The sequence below is a fragment of the Nostoc sp. genome, assembly GCF_035638895.1.
GTDB lineage: Bacteria > Cyanobacteriota > Cyanobacteriia > Cyanobacteriales > Nostocaceae > Nostoc.
Genome location: NZ_DASQZC010000120.1, coordinates 1 through 17,878, shown reverse-complemented (window position 1 = coordinate 17,878; position 17,878 = coordinate 1). Strand labels below are relative to the sequence as shown.

At 40.3% G+C, this 17,878-nt stretch carries 14 protein-coding genes and 3 pseudogenes; 9 read left to right on the top strand and 8 right to left on the bottom strand.

The genetic code is table 11. The features are described from left to right. Both VE944_RS05930 and VE944_RS05925 read left to right on the top strand, forming a co-directional pair. The coding region (locus VE944_RS05930; RefSeq protein ID WP_324973665.1) for a transposase at nt 1-439 on the top strand (439 nt) is incomplete at its 5' end. A gap of 200 nt (nt 440-639) precedes the next feature. Continuing rightward, nucleotides 640-1,521 carry a fructosamine kinase family protein gene (locus VE944_RS05925; RefSeq protein ID WP_324973663.1) on the top strand — a complete coding sequence of 294 codons (882 nt, stop codon included), beginning with the start codon at nt 640-642 and terminating at the stop codon, nt 1,519-1,521. A 210-nt stretch (nt 1,522-1,731) separates the two neighbouring features. Here the strand turns inward: VE944_RS05925 and VE944_RS05920 are convergent, their stop codons facing one another. Beyond that, on the bottom strand, nt 1,732-2,049 hold the full coding sequence (locus tag VE944_RS05920; protein WP_324973660.1) for a TMEM14 family protein: 318 nt from the start codon (nt 2,047-2,049) through the stop codon (nt 1,732-1,734). Nucleotides 2,050-2,136: 87 nt separating this feature from the next. Here VE944_RS05920 and VE944_RS05915 point away from each other — a divergent pair, with 87 nt between their 5' ends. The 3 genes from VE944_RS05915 (at nt 2,137) to VE944_RS05905 (ending at nt 6,310) form a co-directional block, all read left to right on the top strand. Then, nucleotides 2,137-3,465, top strand: coding sequence for an ATP-binding protein (locus VE944_RS05915; RefSeq protein WP_324973657.1), 1,329 nt, complete (start codon nt 2,137-2,139; stop codon nt 3,463-3,465). A 129-nt stretch (nt 3,466-3,594) separates the two neighbouring features. Further along, nucleotides 3,595-4,884 (top strand): tellurite resistance TerB C-terminal domain-containing protein, encoded by a 1,290-nt coding sequence (locus VE944_RS05910; protein WP_324973669.1) that lies wholly within the window; start codon nt 3,595-3,597, stop codon nt 4,882-4,884. A gap of 97 nt (nt 4,885-4,981) precedes the next feature. Beyond that, nucleotides 4,982-6,310 (top strand): ATP-binding protein, encoded by a 1,329-nt coding sequence (locus VE944_RS05905; protein ID WP_324973654.1) that lies wholly within the window; start codon nt 4,982-4,984, stop codon nt 6,308-6,310. Between the two features lie 46 nt (nt 6,311-6,356). Here VE944_RS05905 and VE944_RS05900 read toward each other — a convergent pair whose 3' ends face one another. Continuing rightward, the gene (locus VE944_RS05900; protein ID WP_324973651.1) at nt 6,357-6,839 is read right to left on the bottom strand and encodes a cupin domain-containing protein; all 483 of its coding nucleotides are present in this window, start codon (nt 6,837-6,839) and stop codon (nt 6,357-6,359) included. Between the two features lie 58 nt (nt 6,840-6,897). Next, the gene (locus tag VE944_RS34090; RefSeq protein ID WP_414690101.1) at nt 6,898-7,035 is read right to left on the bottom strand and encodes a hypothetical protein; all 138 of its coding nucleotides are present in this window, start codon (nt 7,033-7,035) and stop codon (nt 6,898-6,900) included. 111 nt (nt 7,036-7,146) lie between these two features. Between VE944_RS34090 and VE944_RS34085 the strand changes: the two are divergent. After that, nucleotides 7,147-7,427, top strand: a pseudogene (locus VE944_RS34085) (helix-turn-helix domain-containing protein). 73 nt (nt 7,428-7,500) lie between these two features. Here the strand turns inward: VE944_RS34085 and VE944_RS05890 are convergent. Together VE944_RS05890 and VE944_RS05885 are read right to left on the bottom strand one after the other, a co-directional pair. Further along, nucleotides 7,501-7,644: pseudogene (locus VE944_RS05890) on the bottom strand (Uma2 family endonuclease); the annotation flags it as partial. Nucleotides 7,645-7,685: 41 nt separating this feature from the next. After that, nucleotides 7,686-8,867, bottom strand: coding sequence for a n-acyl-d-glucosamine 2-epimerase (locus VE944_RS05885; protein ID WP_324973644.1), 1,182 nt, complete (start codon nt 8,865-8,867; stop codon nt 7,686-7,688). 197 nt (nt 8,868-9,064) lie between these two features. Between VE944_RS05885 and VE944_RS05880 the strand changes: the two genes are divergently transcribed. Beyond that, nucleotides 9,065-9,967 (top strand): aspartoacylase, encoded by a 903-nt coding sequence (locus VE944_RS05880; RefSeq protein ID WP_324973641.1) that lies wholly within the window; start codon nt 9,065-9,067, stop codon nt 9,965-9,967. A gap of 97 nt (nt 9,968-10,064) precedes the next feature. Here the strand turns inward: VE944_RS05880 and VE944_RS05875 are convergent. Together VE944_RS05875 and VE944_RS05870 are read right to left on the bottom strand one after the other, a co-directional pair. Next, nucleotides 10,065-10,748: pseudogene (locus tag VE944_RS05875) on the bottom strand (Rpn family recombination-promoting nuclease/putative transposase); the annotation flags it as partial. Nucleotides 10,749-11,124: 376 nt separating this feature from the next. Next, the gene (locus tag VE944_RS05870; RefSeq protein WP_324973639.1) at nt 11,125-13,500 is read right to left on the bottom strand and encodes an NHL repeat-containing protein; all 2,376 of its coding nucleotides are present in this window, start codon (nt 13,498-13,500) and stop codon (nt 11,125-11,127) included. Between the two features lie 519 nt (nt 13,501-14,019). Here VE944_RS05870 and VE944_RS05865 point away from each other — a divergent pair. Then, nucleotides 14,020-15,189 carry a glycosyltransferase family 4 protein gene (locus VE944_RS05865; protein ID WP_324973636.1) on the top strand — a complete coding sequence of 390 codons (1,170 nt, stop codon included), beginning with the start codon at nt 14,020-14,022 and terminating at the stop codon, nt 15,187-15,189. Nucleotides 15,190-15,251: 62 nt separating this feature from the next. After that, nucleotides 15,252-16,436 (top strand): glycosyltransferase family 4 protein, encoded by a 1,185-nt coding sequence (locus VE944_RS05860; RefSeq protein WP_324973633.1) that lies wholly within the window; start codon nt 15,252-15,254, stop codon nt 16,434-16,436. 200 nt (nt 16,437-16,636) lie between these two features. Here the strand turns inward: VE944_RS05860 and VE944_RS05855 are convergent. After that, on the bottom strand, nt 16,637-17,878 hold a 1,242-nt coding region (locus tag VE944_RS05855; RefSeq protein ID WP_324973629.1), incomplete at its 5' end, for a M16 family metallopeptidase.

The window sequence follows — 17,878 nt, the reverse complement described above, 5'->3', positions numbered from 1 at the left end:
GGGTAAACAAAGTAAGTCCTGGCGTACAACTGTCGATAGCCATAACAATCCAGTAGTTAAAATACAATTTGATAAATACGATTGTGATCTTTGTTCAAGTCGCTCAAAATGCACTCGCTCAAAAAAACTACCGCGTCTTTTTACGCTCAAACCACAGGAACTACATCAAGCATTACATGATGCTCGCATTCGCCAAGAAACTGAATCGTTTAAACAAATTTATCACAAACGTGCTGGAGTTGAAGGCTTGATTTCCCAAGCTACTGGTCGCTACCAATTACGCCGTTGTCGCTACATTGGTCTTGCCAAAACTCTGTTGCAGCATGTCATTACTGCTGCTGCTATCAACTTAAGTCGTATGTGGGATTGGTGCCAAGATGTCCCACGCAGTCAGACTCGCGTTTCTCACTTTGCTTCAATTGCTCCCACTGCCTCATAGTATTCCTTATTTTCTATTTTGTGATGACTGGTTTTGCCCTGTATGAATTCGCCAACAGTATCCTTTAAGGAGAGAAGAATGGAAGCGGGGTTCTAAAAATAAGTTGCACATCGCGTTAATTCTTCTTCCCTGCTCCCCCTGCCTCCCCTGCTCCCTCATCCCCACTCCCCACTCCCCACTCCCCACTCCCCAATTTAATCATGTGGACTCAAATCGATGCTCATATCAGTCAGGTAACTGGCGAAAAATTTCAGAGTCAGCAACGGCGATCGGTTGGTGGCGGATGCATCAATCAAGGTTATGCTATCTCTAATGGTGAGATAACCTACTTCCTTAAGATTAACCAAGCATCCCAAGCTGCGATGTTTGAGGCTGAGGCAATGGGTTTAAAGGAAATGCTAGCAACAGCTAGTATTCGCGTCCCAAAACCTCTAAGCTCGGGTGTAGCTGGAAATTGTAGCTACATCGTGCTGGAATGGTTAGAACTTGGTAGCGGTAACAGCAATTCCTCTCTACGAGACGCTCCGGGATGGGAAGAGATGGGGCGCAAGTTGGCGGTGATGCATAAAGCTAGCACTAGCCAAGGTTTTGGTTGGAAAATTAACAATACCATTGGTTCCACACCCCAAATCAATACTTGGACAGCAGACTGGACAGAATTTTATATTAAACATCGCCTGGGTTATCAATTTCAGTTGGCAAGGCGAAAGGGAGGAAATTTCGCCCAGGAAGAAAAATTACTAGCAGCAATCCCTGAACTATTGGCGCATCAGGTGCAACCTTCTTTAGTACATGGCGATTTATGGGGCGGAAATGCCGGGTGTACTAACTCAGGAGAACCCGTGATTTTTGATCCAGCAACTTATTTTGGCGATCGCGAAGTTGATATTGCCATGACAGAATTATTTGGTGGGTTCCCCGCAGCATTTTACCAAGGTTATAACAAAGCCTTTCCCCTAGATCCAGGCTATGAGCAAAGAAAAACGCTCTATAACCTGTATCACATTTTGAATCACTTCAATTTATTTGGCGGCAGTTATGCTTCCCAGGCGAACCGGATGATTGACCAAATTTTGCGCTAAACACCATTGCCTACTTTGCGCCCCTTTGCGCGACGGCAGTCGCTACAACGGGGAGCCACTGCGGTGGACGGGTTCGCCGGCATAAAGTGGCGTGGGAACTCTCCTTCGGGTAACGCTTGCAGGCTCGCTAACGCTGCGCTAACGGCAGTTCCTCATGGGGGAAACCCCTAAGAGCGGACTTGCCTCCCTTCTGCGTTTAAATTTCACCCCTCAATTCCCCACCATTTGACTCACCATCACCCCCAAAGCCAACATCCCCAAAATCGTCATTAATCCCGCCGGCATAAACTTGCGTGTTTTAGCCAGTCGAACTGCAAAGACGACTACTAAAACAGCAGTAACTATCACTGCTAAAATCAACCCCCAGCTTTGTCCTTGGAGTTGAAAGTAAGCCGCAAGTACTAATAATAAACCGCTAATGCTACCACTTAAGAGTGAAACCTTACTTCTAGCCTGAATGTAGCCAATAATGCCACCAACAATCGCTAATATGCCGTAGGCAAAAGCAGCAATTATACTTAAATTCATTGTTAAAACCTATGTAGACTTTGACTTTACTGCCAGTGTCAGCAGACAATTTACCATAGCTATTTAGCTATACCACACAGTTAATTGATGGATAATCAAGCGATGCCAATAGCAAGTACTTCCTTATATACAAAAGTTCAATATCTCCAGCGCCAAGCAGCATCACTTTTACTGTACCAGTCTGTTCTGCAAGGCGAAGTGGGGATGGCATTTCTGGAACTGTTGCAAGCTATACGTTACACTGATGCCGATGCTCGGGGTTGTCTCCAAGCCTACGGTAGTTACTTCCACGCGTTGGCTGCTAAAAATCAAAATTGGGAAGACTATTTAATTACTCAACTTCTATTCTCTGAGAATCCTTTTACAAAGCTTGCTCAAGTGCGAGAATTTGAGGATTTTCCCCCAGCTTTAGTAGCAGCAGTTCGGCATGATTTACAAATATTGCAAAGTCTCTATGAATGTAGCGGCGCTTCTTTAAGTGAGTGGATACAAGGCGTAGCTCACATGCCAATTTCGCCAGTAGTGTGGTATAAAGAGCAATTGGTAGGAGGAGAGACAAAGTTCGCTACATATCTACAAGAGTTAGATAATTGGAGTGATGCTGTAGAAGAGTTAGCGGCTTATTATCGGCAATGTGGCTCTGGTTTATTTGCAGAATATCGCGCTTTACGCTGGCAAGCTGGGCAGTTTATCGGTATTCGCTATTCTGATCCAATTAAGCTAAGTGCGCTTGTAGGTTATGAGTCTCAAAAAGATGCTTTGCTGAAAAATACAGAGTTTTTATTATCAGGAGAAATGGCACTGCATGTATTACTTTACGGTAGTCGGGGTTCTGGCAAATCTTCTTTAGTAAAATCTTTGTTGAATGAATATAGTAATCGCAGCCTCCGCTTGTTGGAAGTGGCAAAATCTGATTTAAAAGACTTACCAAAAATCGTGGAACATTTACGAGGGGTGTCACAAAAATTTATCATCTTTGTCGATGATCTTTCCTTTGAAGAAGATGATGATGCCTTTAAAGCGCTTAAGGTAGTTTTAGAAGGTAATTTAACCGCGCGATCGCAAAATGTAGTTGTGTATGCTACTTCCAATCGCCGCCACCTGATTCGAGAGTTTTTTGTAGATAGACCTACCCCCAAGGATAACGAGGAAATCCATGCTTGGGATACGATGCAGGAGAAACTTTCGTTTAGCGATCGCTTCGGTTTAACTTTGACCTTTGAACCAGCTGATCAGAAAACTTATTTAAAGATTGTACACCATCTAGCAGCAGAAGCTGAAATTAATATTACCCAAGAAGATTTGGAATTTCAAGCATTACAATGGGCAACTCGGCACAACGGTCGTTCTGGACGCACAGCACGGCAATTTATTGATTTTCTAAAAGCAGATTTAAGACTTTTTGGTACAAACTAATAATATATCTAACACCTAGCATCAAGGCTTTTTCTATGTGTATTTTAATTACGAATTACGAATTACGAATTACAAATTAGTATGAGAGCTACTTTTTCTGATAATTTAACTACGCTAAAAGCCAGCAATATGCAATCAGTAATGATCAGCAATCGATTTATACTAGGGATAGTTGCCTTTAGTGTGAGTTTTGGTCTTAGCCTCGTCCCCAACTGGGATTTTAATAAAGCCTTTCTCACAGGTTTAATTACTGCCGTTACTATCTATGCAGCAGCATTATTCGTAGATAAGCGACGCAGAAATTATGAAATGTTTATTCTAGGTTCTATCCACAAACGAATTAAAGAGATGGAGGGATTGAAGGCTCGCGTTGTCAGAGAAATCAATCAAATCGAAGAACATCATAATTTATTATATGCAGAGTCACAACAACTACAAAATCAAGTAATAGAAAGCCGTAACCAAAGAGATAGTTTACATCGAGAATTAAGAACATTTGCCGCACAGAAAAAGCAGTTAGAAACTGAAATTAATAGCCTGCAAACTGAAATTAATAACTTGCAGAAAAATCTAACAGAATTGAACAATGCTTTTTCTGTTCTCACAGCAGAGAAGCGTCGCCTAGAGTCGAATTGTAATGTATCTCGTAGTGAAATTACCCATTTGCAAAGTCAAATTTCTGAACTCCAGCAAGAAAAACAAGAAATTGAAAGCAATTTAACTCTTTTAGGCAGACTAAAACCTCAATTAGAAGAAAAATTATACGAACTGCGAATTGCAATTCAAGAACTAGAAGTTGAGACAACCCAAAAAAATCAATTGCTGGTAGCGACAAAAGCCGAAAGAGAAAATATCCAAGCTACCCTGAATTCTTCACAAACCCAACTTGCAGAACACAAAGCCGAATTACAGCAGTTGCAAGAGCAAGTTTCATTATTGCAAGAAGAGCGAGATTCATTACAAAATCAAGTATGGGAATTACTCCAACAAATAGAAACATTCAATCCAGAACAATTATCTGATAATTCCATAGAAGATGATAATGAATTGTTTCCTTTTTCTGAAATAATGGAAACTACAGCAATCAGAAACACTTCGGAAGCTGATACATCAGAAAATTTACCTGAAGAATGGACTAATTTTTTAGAGAATCTTCCAGTATATGAACTACAAGTATTAAAAGCTATAGTTGAACAAGATAATCCTAATACTGCTATTAAAAAAATTGCTGAAGCAAACATTACTATGCCAAATTTATTAATCGATTCTATAAATGAACGAGCAAATGATACTATTGGTGAATTAATAATTGATTCAAATTCAGAAATTCCAAAAGTTTACCCTGAATATATGACGCATGTCAAAAAAATGATTGCAATGTATGAAGCTCGAATAGCTAGACATGCTTCGTCAAATTAAATTATTATTGCCGTCGTCAGATTAGTAGTAAGGTGAGTATGTACCTTAGCTAATTTACTGCGTGCTTCTGCGTTTAGAATAAAGTAAAGTGTAATACATGGCAAAGCTCAAAATCTCGAAAAAAATCTCCACTGCTTTAATTAATTCTCTTGGTGCGGGGGTAGTACCAAGAGTGGGAGTTGAATATATAGCAGTAGGGCGAGAAAAAGAACTCAAAAGCCTATTACAAAATCTCGATGATATTGCAGAAGGTGTAGCAGCATTTCGCTTCATAATTGGTAACTACGGTTCTGGGAAAAGTTTTTTGTTGCAACTAATTCGCAACCGGGCGATGGAGCAAGGTTTTGTAGTAGCTGATGCTGATTTATCCCCTGAACGCCGATTAGCTGGAAGCAGCAATGAAGGTGTTGCTACCTATCGAGAATTAATGAGCCACCTAGCTACAAAAACTCGTCCTGATGGTGGTGCTTTAGTCTCAATTTTAGAAGGATGGATTAATAAAATTCAACAAGAAGTGGTTAAAGAAACTGAAATGCGTCCGAATGACGATGGTTTTGATGACCAAGTTGAATCGAAAATTAGGGAAGTAGTTCAGTATATTGAAGGCTTAGTTCATGGTTTCGATTTTGGTAGCGTGATTATCGCTTATTGGCGTGGCTACCGATTGGATGATGATAATTTAAAAAATGCGGCAATGCGTTGGTTGCGGGGAGAATTTACTACTAAAGTTGAGGCGAAAGCAGCTTTAGGAGTGCGCGTTATTATTGATGATGATAGTTGGTATGACTATATAAAACTGTTTGCGAAATTTGTCGCTGAAATTGGCTATAAAGGACTATTAATTATACTTGATGAAGCTGTACATTTATATCAAATATCTACTACAGTCACGCGGGAAAAGAATTATAATCGGCTCCTGGCAATGTTTAACGATACCATGCAGTGTAAAGCAGAAAATCTTGGTATTGTCGTTGGTGGAACAACTAAATTTTTAGAAGACCCCAAACGCGGACTTTTTGCAGACCAAGCTTGGCAAAGACGCACAAAAGAAAGTCGTTTTGTTGCACAAGCTAATGTTCAAGAACATTTAGGGCCAGTGATTCGCCTAAATCCGTTGAGTGAAGGAGAAATATTGACACTTCTGCAACGTTTAGCTGAGATTCATGCACTAAATTTTGGGTATGAACAGACTTTGACAAATCGTGAATTGAAGGAGTTTGTGCAAGAGATTATTAATCGCTTGGGTGCAGAAGCATTATTGACACCAGGGGAAATTGTGCGAGATTTTATGAGTGTGCTGAATATTCTTCACCAAAATCCAGGAATTGCTTTTGCTGAATTAATTCATGGCTCTAAATTTAAACCTACTGCTATAGGTAAGGATGCAGATGTGGATGAGGATGGCGCAGCCGAATTTAGTTTGTGATTAATCATGAAGGCACTCAGCCAGAAGAACAAGCAGACTGAAAAATTCATCTGTTTTCAGGATTAGTTAAAATAGCTTTGGGTTGATTAGCATTAAATAAAGAAGCAGACAACAGAATAATCGGCTTGTTTGTTTGGTTTTCTCCATAATGAACCATTCCGGCAGATTCAACTAAAGAATCTCCAACTGTAAGCTGTATAGTTTTCCCTTTTTGAAGAATCAATTCTGTGCCGTTAGCTTTCGTTACTTTAGCTTCTCCTTCCACAACAGTATAAGTTAAACTTCCCGCCTCTACTCGTTCAATCTGCATTCCCGGATGAGTATGAGCAGGAAGTTTTGCTCTTGGTGCGATGGTATAGCGTACAAGCTCAAGAATCTGCTTTTTATCTTGAGTAGGATAACCACTCGCTAAAACTTCACGGGTAACAGATTGAGTGTAAGTATTGGGTGAGGAAATTTCTTGGCTCTTAACAACTACACTGCTAAAAGCTAGAATAGCTAAGGGGAGAATCAGAGACAGTTTTCTCATATTAAAAGTTTTTTGTTTGGGCAATACCTTTAATTAAATCATTTTGTGTTTAGTTTGTCTAATTACTTAATTTGCCAGTGCTATTGAGATTATTTTTGAGTAAATTTGAAACCTCATCTGCCCTTCCTGGATTAAGTTCAATGTACCTTTCAGCCGCTATTTTGAGATATTTTTTGAATATGTCTTCAGAAACTATTTCATCTTCATCAAGATTGTTAACAAGACATGGAATTAATTAAAGCAAGGCTTAAGCGGGCAAAACAGCATCACGCACAAAAGTATAGCCGAAAACAAAAGGAAGAAAAAAATGACTGAAGAAATCAGTGTAAAAACAAGTAGCGGTAATGTCTTTGCAGATTTAGGCCTAGCGAACCCGGATGAACTACTTGTGAAATCATTGCTAAACAGGAGATGAATCAATTTGAAGTAGCCGCACTATTGGGAGTTGATCAACCTAAGATTTCTGCTTTAATAAGGGGAAAACTATCAGGTTTTTCAACAGAGCGACTTTTCCGATTTCTAAATGCTTTAGGTTGTGATGTGGAAATAGTGGTGAAGTTGAAACCCCAATCTCAAATACAGGCTTAAACAAAAGTGTGTAGTTATGTATTAGAAAACTGAAAAATGCTTACTTACAGCATAGACTATCGCACTAACAAAATTATTCAATAGCATCCTTTGGAAACAATCGTCTTAAGTCTAATAATGCATCTTCAAATCCAGGAATCGCCACTGACTGATTAGATAGAGAAATCTGCTTGCTGAGATAGCTAAACTTACTTTGAGCATTTTGATATGGCTGGCTCCCCTCCCCCAGCAAGAACTGCCTCTTAGTGACTGCGTTGTTTACTGCCGCAGGCTTCGCAATGCCTCAAATTGCTGCCAACAAAGGTACAATGCACGCGGTACGTGAAAACATCCTTTCCATTTGCCACCTTTAAGGTTCAACAATACTTCTCCACGGCGATTGAGATAGCCAAACCACTCACCGTATTCTGAATCAGCAAAGTGTGACCAGGTGTAATCGTGCATCTTTTGATACCATTCCCAGCACTCTTCACGCCCTGTTAAACGATAACCCATCGCTAATGCAACCAAAGACTCTAGGTGAACCCACCACAGCTTTTGATCCCATTCCAATTGTTGTGGGGGATGACCATCTGCATCCATAAAGTAATACAATCCGCCGTACTCGCTATCCCAAGCAAAATTCAGGATATTTAGCACCACATCAATGGCTTGGTTAATAGTTTTGGTGTCGTTTTGGCGACGCGCGATATCCATGATGAACCACATAGCTTCGATACCGTGACCGGGATTAATCACCCGTCCCTCAAAAGAATCTATGTGAGAGCCTTCAGGGGTAACGTTTTCGTACATTAGTCCCCGTTCTTGGTCGAGAAAATCGGTCATCACTTCGCGGACTGTCTCAGCTAGGACATTCTCTAGTGTTTCTTTTGGTAGCAACCATTCCATTTCTAGAGTCAGGTTGGCTAAAATCATTGGTACAGCCAACGATTTCATCGGGCGTGTGCCGGGATAGGTTTTATTATATTTGCCCTTTGGGTTGTCCTTGCGGCGTAATACGTTGTTGTAAGCCTGCATTGCCACATCCTTTGCCCATTCTTCGCCGCTAGCGAGTGCATATTGACTAAATGCCATCGCTGCAAAGCAATCAGAAAAGATATTGTAAGGCTCAACCAGTGGTTTCCCTTCACGGGTGAGAGCAAAGTACCAGTTACCATCACTATCTCTGCCATGTTGGGCGAGAAAATTAGCGCCATTGCTAGCAATTTTTAACCAGTTTTCGCGTTTTTCTAGCTGGTTGTAAAGCATCGAAAAAGTCCACACCTGGCGGTTTTGCAGCCAAATGAATTTGTCTGTATCATAAATTTTGCCGTAGCGATCAAGACAGGTAAAATAGCCGCCTTGCTCCCAATCGAGAGAATATTTTTCCCAAAAGGGGAGTGCGTCGTTGAGGAGAGCGTTTTTGTAAAGTTCAGCGAGCGCTTGAAAATTATACTCCATAAATTTCCTCCCTTTTGTACTAAAACCAACAGCTTAACAGTTATCATATTTTGGCTCTAATAGGGAGCGTAAGCGTAGCCCGTCGTAGACATCGCGTCAGTCTCTTAGAAGATTTAGTCAGCAGCAGGTATACTTCTATCTTGTATCTTGCACCATTCTCAATAACCGTAGGGTAGTTTTTTAGAGATGAGGTTGTTATGAGTCAGATTGAACGAGTTGCGATCGTTGGAGGAAACCACGGTAATGAGTTAACAGGAGTACATGTTGTCAAAAAGTTTCAGCAGTATCCAAATTTAATCGACAGAGCAAGTTTTGAAACTCTGGCGTTACTTGGTAATCTCAAAGCTATTGAAGAAGGCAAACGATACATTGATAAGGATTTAAATCGTTGCTTCACTAATCAAGGCTTACAAAATCCTCAACTCTCAAGTTATGAAGATAGGCGGGCAAAAGCAATTCAACACATATTGCAACCGCAAAATCAGCCCTTTGTAGATGTAATTATTGATTTGCATAGCACAACTGCTAACATGGGGTTAAGTCTGATTTTTTCTGACATGCATCCTTTTTTACTGCGGTTAGGCGCTTATTTGAGTTCTATAAATCCGATGGTAAAGGTTTTTGTTAATCAACAATCTAGAGAAGGTGGATTTCTCCGTTCTCTGTGCGAATTGGGTTTTGTTATAGAAGTTGGTGCTGTGGCTCAGAATATCTTAAACGCCGAATTATTTCAGCAAACAGAACAGCTTATCTATGGAATTTTAGACTATTTTGAAGGTTACAACCAAGGTAATATTCCGCAGACAAACAGCACCCTTACATTCTATCAATACATTAAAACTATCGATTATCCGAGAAGCTCTCGCGGGGAGATTAAAGCCATGATTCACCCCCACCTTCAGTTTAGAGATTATGAACCTTTGAATCCAGGCGATCCAATGTTTTTGACTTTTGAAGGAAAAGACATTTTCTATGAAGGAGAGTCTACTGTTTATCCTATTTTTATTAATGAAGCAGCTTACTACGAGAAAGGAATTGCAATGCATCTAAGTCAAAAACAACAAGAGAGTACAGAATTTATCATAGAAATTCCGGTATGATTTTTGGCTCGGAAACTACAGAAGCGATGCCTACTCTACGAGACGCTACGCATAGCTTCCTTTCCTGCGGAATGCTGCGCGATCGCTAACGCACTTTTATCTTGCTACTAACCAAGCTTGTAACTAGCATAGACTCTACCTTTATTCGGCTTAATTGTTCAAACTTGTACACCATTATCGTCGTCACTAATTCCATTATGGCGTTACTTAATGGTTGAGGTTGTTCTTGGCGCGATCGCTCAAGTAAATATCTAGCTTCTTGTGGTGCTTGTTATTCTTCCACAGTAGTTAACACCATTAGGGCTAACCATAAAGGTAATTCGCGAATATCCCCTAATTCATCCAAATACACAAGGGTGTACTTGTTCACCATTCAGCAATGAGCGATGGGGATGAATATCCCTTTGTTCAAGACTGCGAGATGGGTAAATTATCACTGCTTGCCAGTCGCTAAATCTGATTCGGTTGCGGTAGAAATATAGTGAAAATTCTGCAAATACTCTCTCGTAAAGCTGTTCATCCGTCTTGGAAAGTTGCTTTACTTGGGGAGACCCCAAGACCGCACTTTCCGCTTTTGAAACTGTACTTCACAGAAATATACAACACCTGCACCTTCATTTTCTGGTGGAAGAAACACCCCATCTATCTCAAATTTAGGTTCTTTAATAGCTACTGAATCAAATCGATAAACATTTGCATTTCTGGGCGGATTTGCCAATAATTCAAATAGCAAAGTGGGAGATTGTTGAAAGAGTTTGTAAAAAATGGAGTCTCGACGCATTAAGTATTATGCTTAATTTATTTATTCAACCTGCGATACATTTAATCACATATCTCCCTACATATAGCAATCCTAAATGATATCATGTTCGCTTGATTACTTATTAAAATTGAAGAACCCCACCCCGTTAAAGCTACGCTTTGTCTCCCCTCCCCGCTTGCGGGGAGGTGATTAAGGGGTGGGGTGCAATGACTGTGGAAACGCTATAACTAATTATGCGAACATGATATCATTCGTGAAAAGTTACCTCCTTAACTTCTTTGATTTTGATAAGTCGTGAAGCTAGACACTGCGAATTTTTATAAATCAGATAGGATTGCTATAGCTATTCTCTAAACCTGATGATAAGTTTTTAAGCGCACACGATATTAAACGCTTACCCCAGCAGCCGATAGATAATTACTTTTCCTTTCCAATTTTCTTCCACAAATACCAAATGCTCACCATTTGAACGCCGAAAAGCGCGGATACCGTAGGGTATATCAATCCAGCCACTTTCGCTGCCAACTTCTGGGCCTGGTTTTAACTGTTGTACTTGCGCTCCCGTCTTGGAATTATAGACATATACCTCTGCGGTTTTGACTGTGACGGCAAATACATAGTCTCCCGCCACACTCATAGCCGCCGTAGACACTTCGCGTTTACCGGTGGTGTCGTAGGGAATTACAATCCGCCAACGGGGAGTACGATTTCCTTTACTCCAATTGTCAAAACGGGCAATCTCAGATCCAGCAACTCCAGTATCATCACCGAATGCAGGGTGATCTCCTGTAAAGCCTGACAAATACATAGTATCTGTTTGGGGGAAATATTCGATCCGCCGTAAGTCGTTAAATATTTTGGGAGTGGTTTGCTTTTCCATCGAACTATAGCTGTAGATGGGGTTGCCTTTAGCATCTATTCCTTGTAAAGGATAGTGTCGAATGCCATCTTCTGTTCGCAAAGCTTTCCAAACATCTCCTTTGCTGTCTACCCACCATCCGCCGATATAGGGATAATCTTTACTGGTATCATATTCGTTCTTTTCAAATTTGCCATTACCGTTGCGATCGCGCCAGATCCATTCCCCTTGTTTTGGTTGATTCGGTGGCCAATTTCCCTTGAGAAATGGTTTATCTGCGCCATTGCTACCAACAAACATTCCGGCTGGAATAGCTATTTTACCATCTGTGTCTGCATTAAAACGATATATTTGCAGGAAACTACTATACATATCTGTGAGAAACAAAAACGGCTTCCCTTGGATGCGGCGAACAAAGGTTCCATCTGGCGATGTATGCAGACGTGGATCTTGAGGATATTTGAAAGGATTTAAGGTGTAGGCTTTGTAAGTCCATTGCTTACCAGCAGCCTTACTGTAATCCATCAGATAGTGTTCTTGTTTGGTGAATAAATCTACACCATCAGTTTTAGGATCGGCATCTGCATTATCGACGAATATCAATCCCAGCGATCGCCACATTAGTTTTCCCGATGGCGAAAATTTCCGCAAATCTGTGCCTGATTTGTTGAAACCATTACTATTTATATAAATATTGCCTGAAGCATCTGCACCAACTCCGGTAAGTCCATAAAGTTTCAAATCTCGAACTTCACCAGGAACTCCTGCATAGATACCGCCTTTAGAACCAAAACTACCCACCTGCGTCGGCTTATCTTTGATGTCATAAATCAACATTTGCTGACGTGGCCCATTTTCTGCCACCAACAGCTTACCTTGATGATCAATTGCGATCGCAGTTGGTTCAACGATATCTGCAATCTGTTGCGGTAATTGCTTTCCACTTTGGGAATAATGTAAAATCTTAGCAGGCTTATTACCATTTTTGCTTTGAATAATCCAGAGAGTTTTTTGTGGATCAATAGTTATTGCTCCGGGATTAGCAACGGTAAAGCTCCGTAGTTCCTTCATCGTATCAGTATCATAGACACGAATCTGGTTAGTAGCAAAATCACTCACATACAACTCGCTTCCTACAGTTGCTAATCCAGTGACTTCACTTTTAGTACTGGCAATCAGCATACTTTTATCCCAGCCACGCCCATTAGGAAAAGGCGCAGGTTTTCCCGACAAATCATAGCGTCTAACGCAATGCCAAGTTGTTCCTTCTGCTGGGTAATCTTCATTGGTTTTACCCTTCGATCCCTGAGTCATGGCAAGGTAAATATATTTACTATTTACTGTTACAGCTATGCCACCACCACGACTCCATCCGTGAGTATCCCCAATAGCACCAATAACTTTACCATCCTTATAGATGGCTGCTTCCATTCCTGCTTCATCCCAATGGCTGTTAGTATAAACTGTGCCATCAGAAGCAACATACATTGCCTCAATATTGTTTTGTACCCGCAGATTTCCACTGCCAATTGTGTTACCTATCCACGATGTTTTATAGGTAGGTGTGGATGTTCCCGTATTGTTTTGTACTAGCAGATTTTCACTGGCAATAGTATTACTTATCGAGATTTCTTTGTGTGGAAGTGTGGGTGTTTCAGTATTGTTTTGTATCGGCATTTCACTGCCAACAGTATTACTTATCGACGATGTTTTATAGTTAAGCGTGCGTGTTCCAGTTGTCGCCCAGTCTGTTGTAATTCCAAGAGTAGTAACAATTACTCCAACAGTCAGACTGAGTAAAAAGTTGAAAGTTTTACTTTTTTGTATAAATCTAATCTTAAATATTTTTTTGAGGTGCTGGTTGAGTTGGCGACGGAGTTTTATTAACTGCGCCAGTAATTTATTTTTCATATACTTTTTAAGCTTTTAATTATTTATATACAATGGTTTTTTCGGTAATCCGCAAAAAATATAACTATTTTGAAGTGGCTAAGATACAGGCTATGCATAGACATAACATTTAATAGTAATTTTTACATAAGCTTTATAAAACTCACCTGATTCTTTGGATTTTCAGCTAATATATTTTATGTATTAATCTTTACTTTTTATTCAATGTTAATGGTAAAAATTAATACAAAATAGTTCTAAAGTTATTACTTCATATCAGCTTTTCTCTCTCCCTATATAGCATTCACCTTTCTAGATTAGCAGGTATCATATATATCTAGCTCGGTGTTGTTTAGTTAATAAAAACACAGTTCTCATTCCTTGTTGACGTTGACATATAAATAGTTTATAAATTGGTGTTCTATACAAAAAATCTTATTGGTAATGTATATTCGTAAATTTTAATGATTCAGGTTTAGATACAGATGTAAAAGCGCATAGATGTGCGCCTGTTTTAATATATTTATAGGAGATACATCAGTGGAAAATAAACCAAAAAATTTTGCTTCATCATCTGCATCTATTCTCACCCTTGGATTGGGCTGGTTTCCCAAAAGTCCCGGAGGATTAGAAAGGTATATTTATGAACTTACTCATAAGTTAGCTGCAAATAAAGACCAGGTTGAATTATGCGGAGTTGATCTACCAGAGGCTGAAACAAATTCGCCGATTAAGCTGACTAATTTAGCGAGTTCCGACAGTGCTATTTGGCAAAGATTATGGTCTATTCGCACTAATTTCCAGAAAACAAGAACAAGCAAACCAGATGCTATTAATTTGCACTTTGCATTATATAGCTTTCCTATTTTAGATATTTTACCAAAGGGGGTACCAGTTACTTTTAACTTTCATGGCCCTTGGGCTTCTGAGAGTCAGCAAGAAGTGGTTAATAAAAACCTTAGTCTTTTAATCAAGCACTGGCTAATAGAACAAAACACTTATAATCGCTGCGATCGCTTTATTGTTTTGAGCAAAGCATTTGGTAAAATTCTACATGATAAATATCAAGTACCGTGGAGCAAAATTAATATTATTCCTGGTGGAGTTGATATTAACTGGTTTCAGCCAAATTTATCACCCCAGGAGGCTTGTACAAAGCTAGGCTGGCCAACTAATCGCCGTATCCTATTTACATCACGCCGCTTAGTGCATCGAACCGGAGTTGACAAATTATTACAGGCACTGGCTATAATTAAGCCCAGAATACCAGATGTTTGGCTAGCGATCGCAGGTCGTGGTCACATCCAAGCTTCACTACAACAACAGGCTACAGAATTAGGGCTAGACGACAACGTTAAATTTTTAGGTTTTCTCCCTGATGAGCAATTGCCTGTAGCTTATCAAGCTGCTGAATTAACTGTCATGCCTAGTCAATCTTTTGAAGGATTTGGATTAGTAATAATTGAGTCTTTAGCGTGTGGCACTCCTGTTTTATGTACCCCGGTTGGGGGAATGCCAGAAATTTTATCAGGATTTTCACCCGATTTAATTACTACTTCAACAGAAGCCTCAGCCATTGCTAAAAAATTAGAGCAAGTGCTTTTGGGAAATATCCCTATACCTTCGCGAGAAGCTTGTCGCCAATACGCTACTACACACTACGACTGGAATCAAATCGCCCAACAAGTACGGAAGATTTTATTAGCATAAACAAGTGATTGTAATAGATATTAGTGGTGCTGCATAGTTAAATTAGGTTAAATAGAGGTTTAATGAGAATTTTTTTTCTAGACCAAAGTGGTAAACCAGGCGGCGCAGAATTGTGTTTAATAGATATTGCTAAACCTTATGGCAATCGTGCTTTGGTAGGTTTATTTGCAGATGGGTCATTTAAAGATTTATTGCAGCAAAATCATATATCAGTGGAAGTTCTTGCAACTCAAGCAATCCAAGTTCGTAAAGAAAGCAGTTTGCTACAAGGATTAAAGAGTTTAGCACAACTTGCACCTTTGATTACTAAGGTAGTTAAAATAGCGCGTGAATATGATTTAATCTATGCCAATACTCAAAAAGCATTAGTTGTCGGAGCATTAGCAAGTTTTTTCAGCCGTCGCCCTCTGGTTTATCATTTACATGATATTCTTTCCACAGAACATTTTAGTCCAACGAATCTTCGTATTGCTATTAACTTAGCTAATCGTTTTGCATCATTAGTAATTGCCAATTCCCAAGCTAGTAAAACAGCCTTTATACAAGCCGGAGGACGCCCAGATATCATCGAAGTTGTCTATAACGGCTTTGAAACAAAAAATTATCAAACTAATGAGTCTGACATTAATAAATTACAGCAACAGTTAGGATTGCAAGGTAAATTTGTAGTCGGACACTTTAGCCGTCTTGCACCTTGGAAAGGGCAGCATATTTTAATTGATGCCCTTGCCAAATGTCCGCCAGAGGTGACAGCCATTTTAGTGGGTGATGCACTATTTGGGGAACAAGATTACGTCCAACAATTACACCAACAAGTTGCTGAACTGGGATTAGAAAATCGCGTCAATTTTTTAGGATTTCGTTCTGATATTCCTCAGTTAATGGCAGCTTGTGACTTGGTAGCACATACCTCTACTTCCCCAGAACCCTTTGGCAGAGTGATTGTTGAGGCGATGCTATGTGGAAAACCTGTAGTTGCAGCAAAAGCTGGGGGTGTAATGGAATTAGTAGAACATGGACTTAATGGTTTTCTAGTGACACCAGGAGAACCCCAAGAACTTGCACAAGTAATTATTACCTGCCTTCAGGAGACAGAAATAACTGCAACTATAGCTAATAATGCCCGGACTAGTGCTAGTCAGCGTTTTGATGTTGCAATTATTAATCAGCAAATTGCCCAACTGCTGTCTCACAGATTAAATACAAACCCAACCCCCAGCCCCTTGCCTTGTAGGGAAGGGGAGTAATTTTTCAACTGTTCCAAACTATTGAGGGGCTTAATCCCTCAATAATTCGCCAACAGTATCCTTAAAGGAAGAGAGGCTTTGATTCTTGCTCCCCAATGCTAGCTCTTAAGGGGCTGGGGGTTAGGTTGGAAAGAAAGTTGCACACGGCGCGAATTATTAATTAATGCCCCATTCCCAATTCCAAATTCCCCATTTCTAATTTACGGCTTGACGACAACTACACCATAAGCATCTGGGGAAAGATACTCTTTGGCTGCTTGCATCAAGTCAGTTGCATCTTGGCTCTGAATATGATCTGGGTAGTTAAAGGCGGGTTCTAAATCTCCCACCAAGGAATGATAGTAACCATACAACCCTGTGCGATCGCTTGGTGTTTCATTGCCAAAAATAAATCTGTTCGCTACTCGCCGCCGCACACGGGCAATTTCTGATTCTGTAACTAATTCGGTTTGGACTGTGCGAATATGTTGAGCGATCGCATCTTCTACTTCTGCTAAATTTTCTACTGCACATTTAGCTGAAATATAAAATGTCCCTTGTAGCTGATTGCTCATGTTACTCACAGAAATTGAAGAAACTAATCCCCGTTCTTCTCGTAAATCCCTCACCAGTCTTGATGTCCGTCCATGTCCCAAAATTCCGGCTAAAACATCAAGTCCATAGGTGCGATCTAACTGAACCATTCCTGGAACCCGCCAAAGCATCACTAGTCTTGCTTGCTGGAGACTTTCATCTACAAATTCTTGACGGACAATTTCTGTAAATGGTGATTCAGGATTTAGTGGGGAGTGGGGAGTGGGGAGTGGGGAGTGGGGAGTTTTAGTGGCTTTTGTAAATCCTTCAGCTACGGTTGCAATTAATTCTTCCACAGGCAAATTGCCCACAGCTACAGCAGTAATTGATTGGGGTTGATACCAACTAGTATGAAAATCCCGCATCTGTTGGGGTTTCAGTTCGGCAATCACCGATTCAGGCCCCAATACCGCACGGCGATAAGGTAGCTCAGTATAAGCTGTTTCCATCGCCCGCCGAAATGTCCGCCGTTGGGGATTATCCTCTGAACGCCTAATTTCTTCTAAAACTACTAATCGCTCACGTTCAAAAGCATCATCAGGAATACTCGCATTTGATACTACATCTATTTGTAGTGGAGCAAGCTCGGCAAAATCTTTGGGGGCTGTGGTTATATAGTAATGAGTATAATCTTGGCTAGTTGCAGCATTGGTGACAGCACCCCGTTCTTCAATTCGACGTTCAAATTCGCCGCTAGCCAGTCGTTCTGTTCCTTTAAAAATCATGTGCTCTAAAAAGTGAGCCATGCCGTTAATGCTATCAGATTCTACGGCTGAACCAACTTTAATCCATAAGTTGAGGTTTACAGCTTCAACTGGCATCTGCTCCGCTATGATTGTCAAACCATTGGGCAACTGATGCAGGGTTGG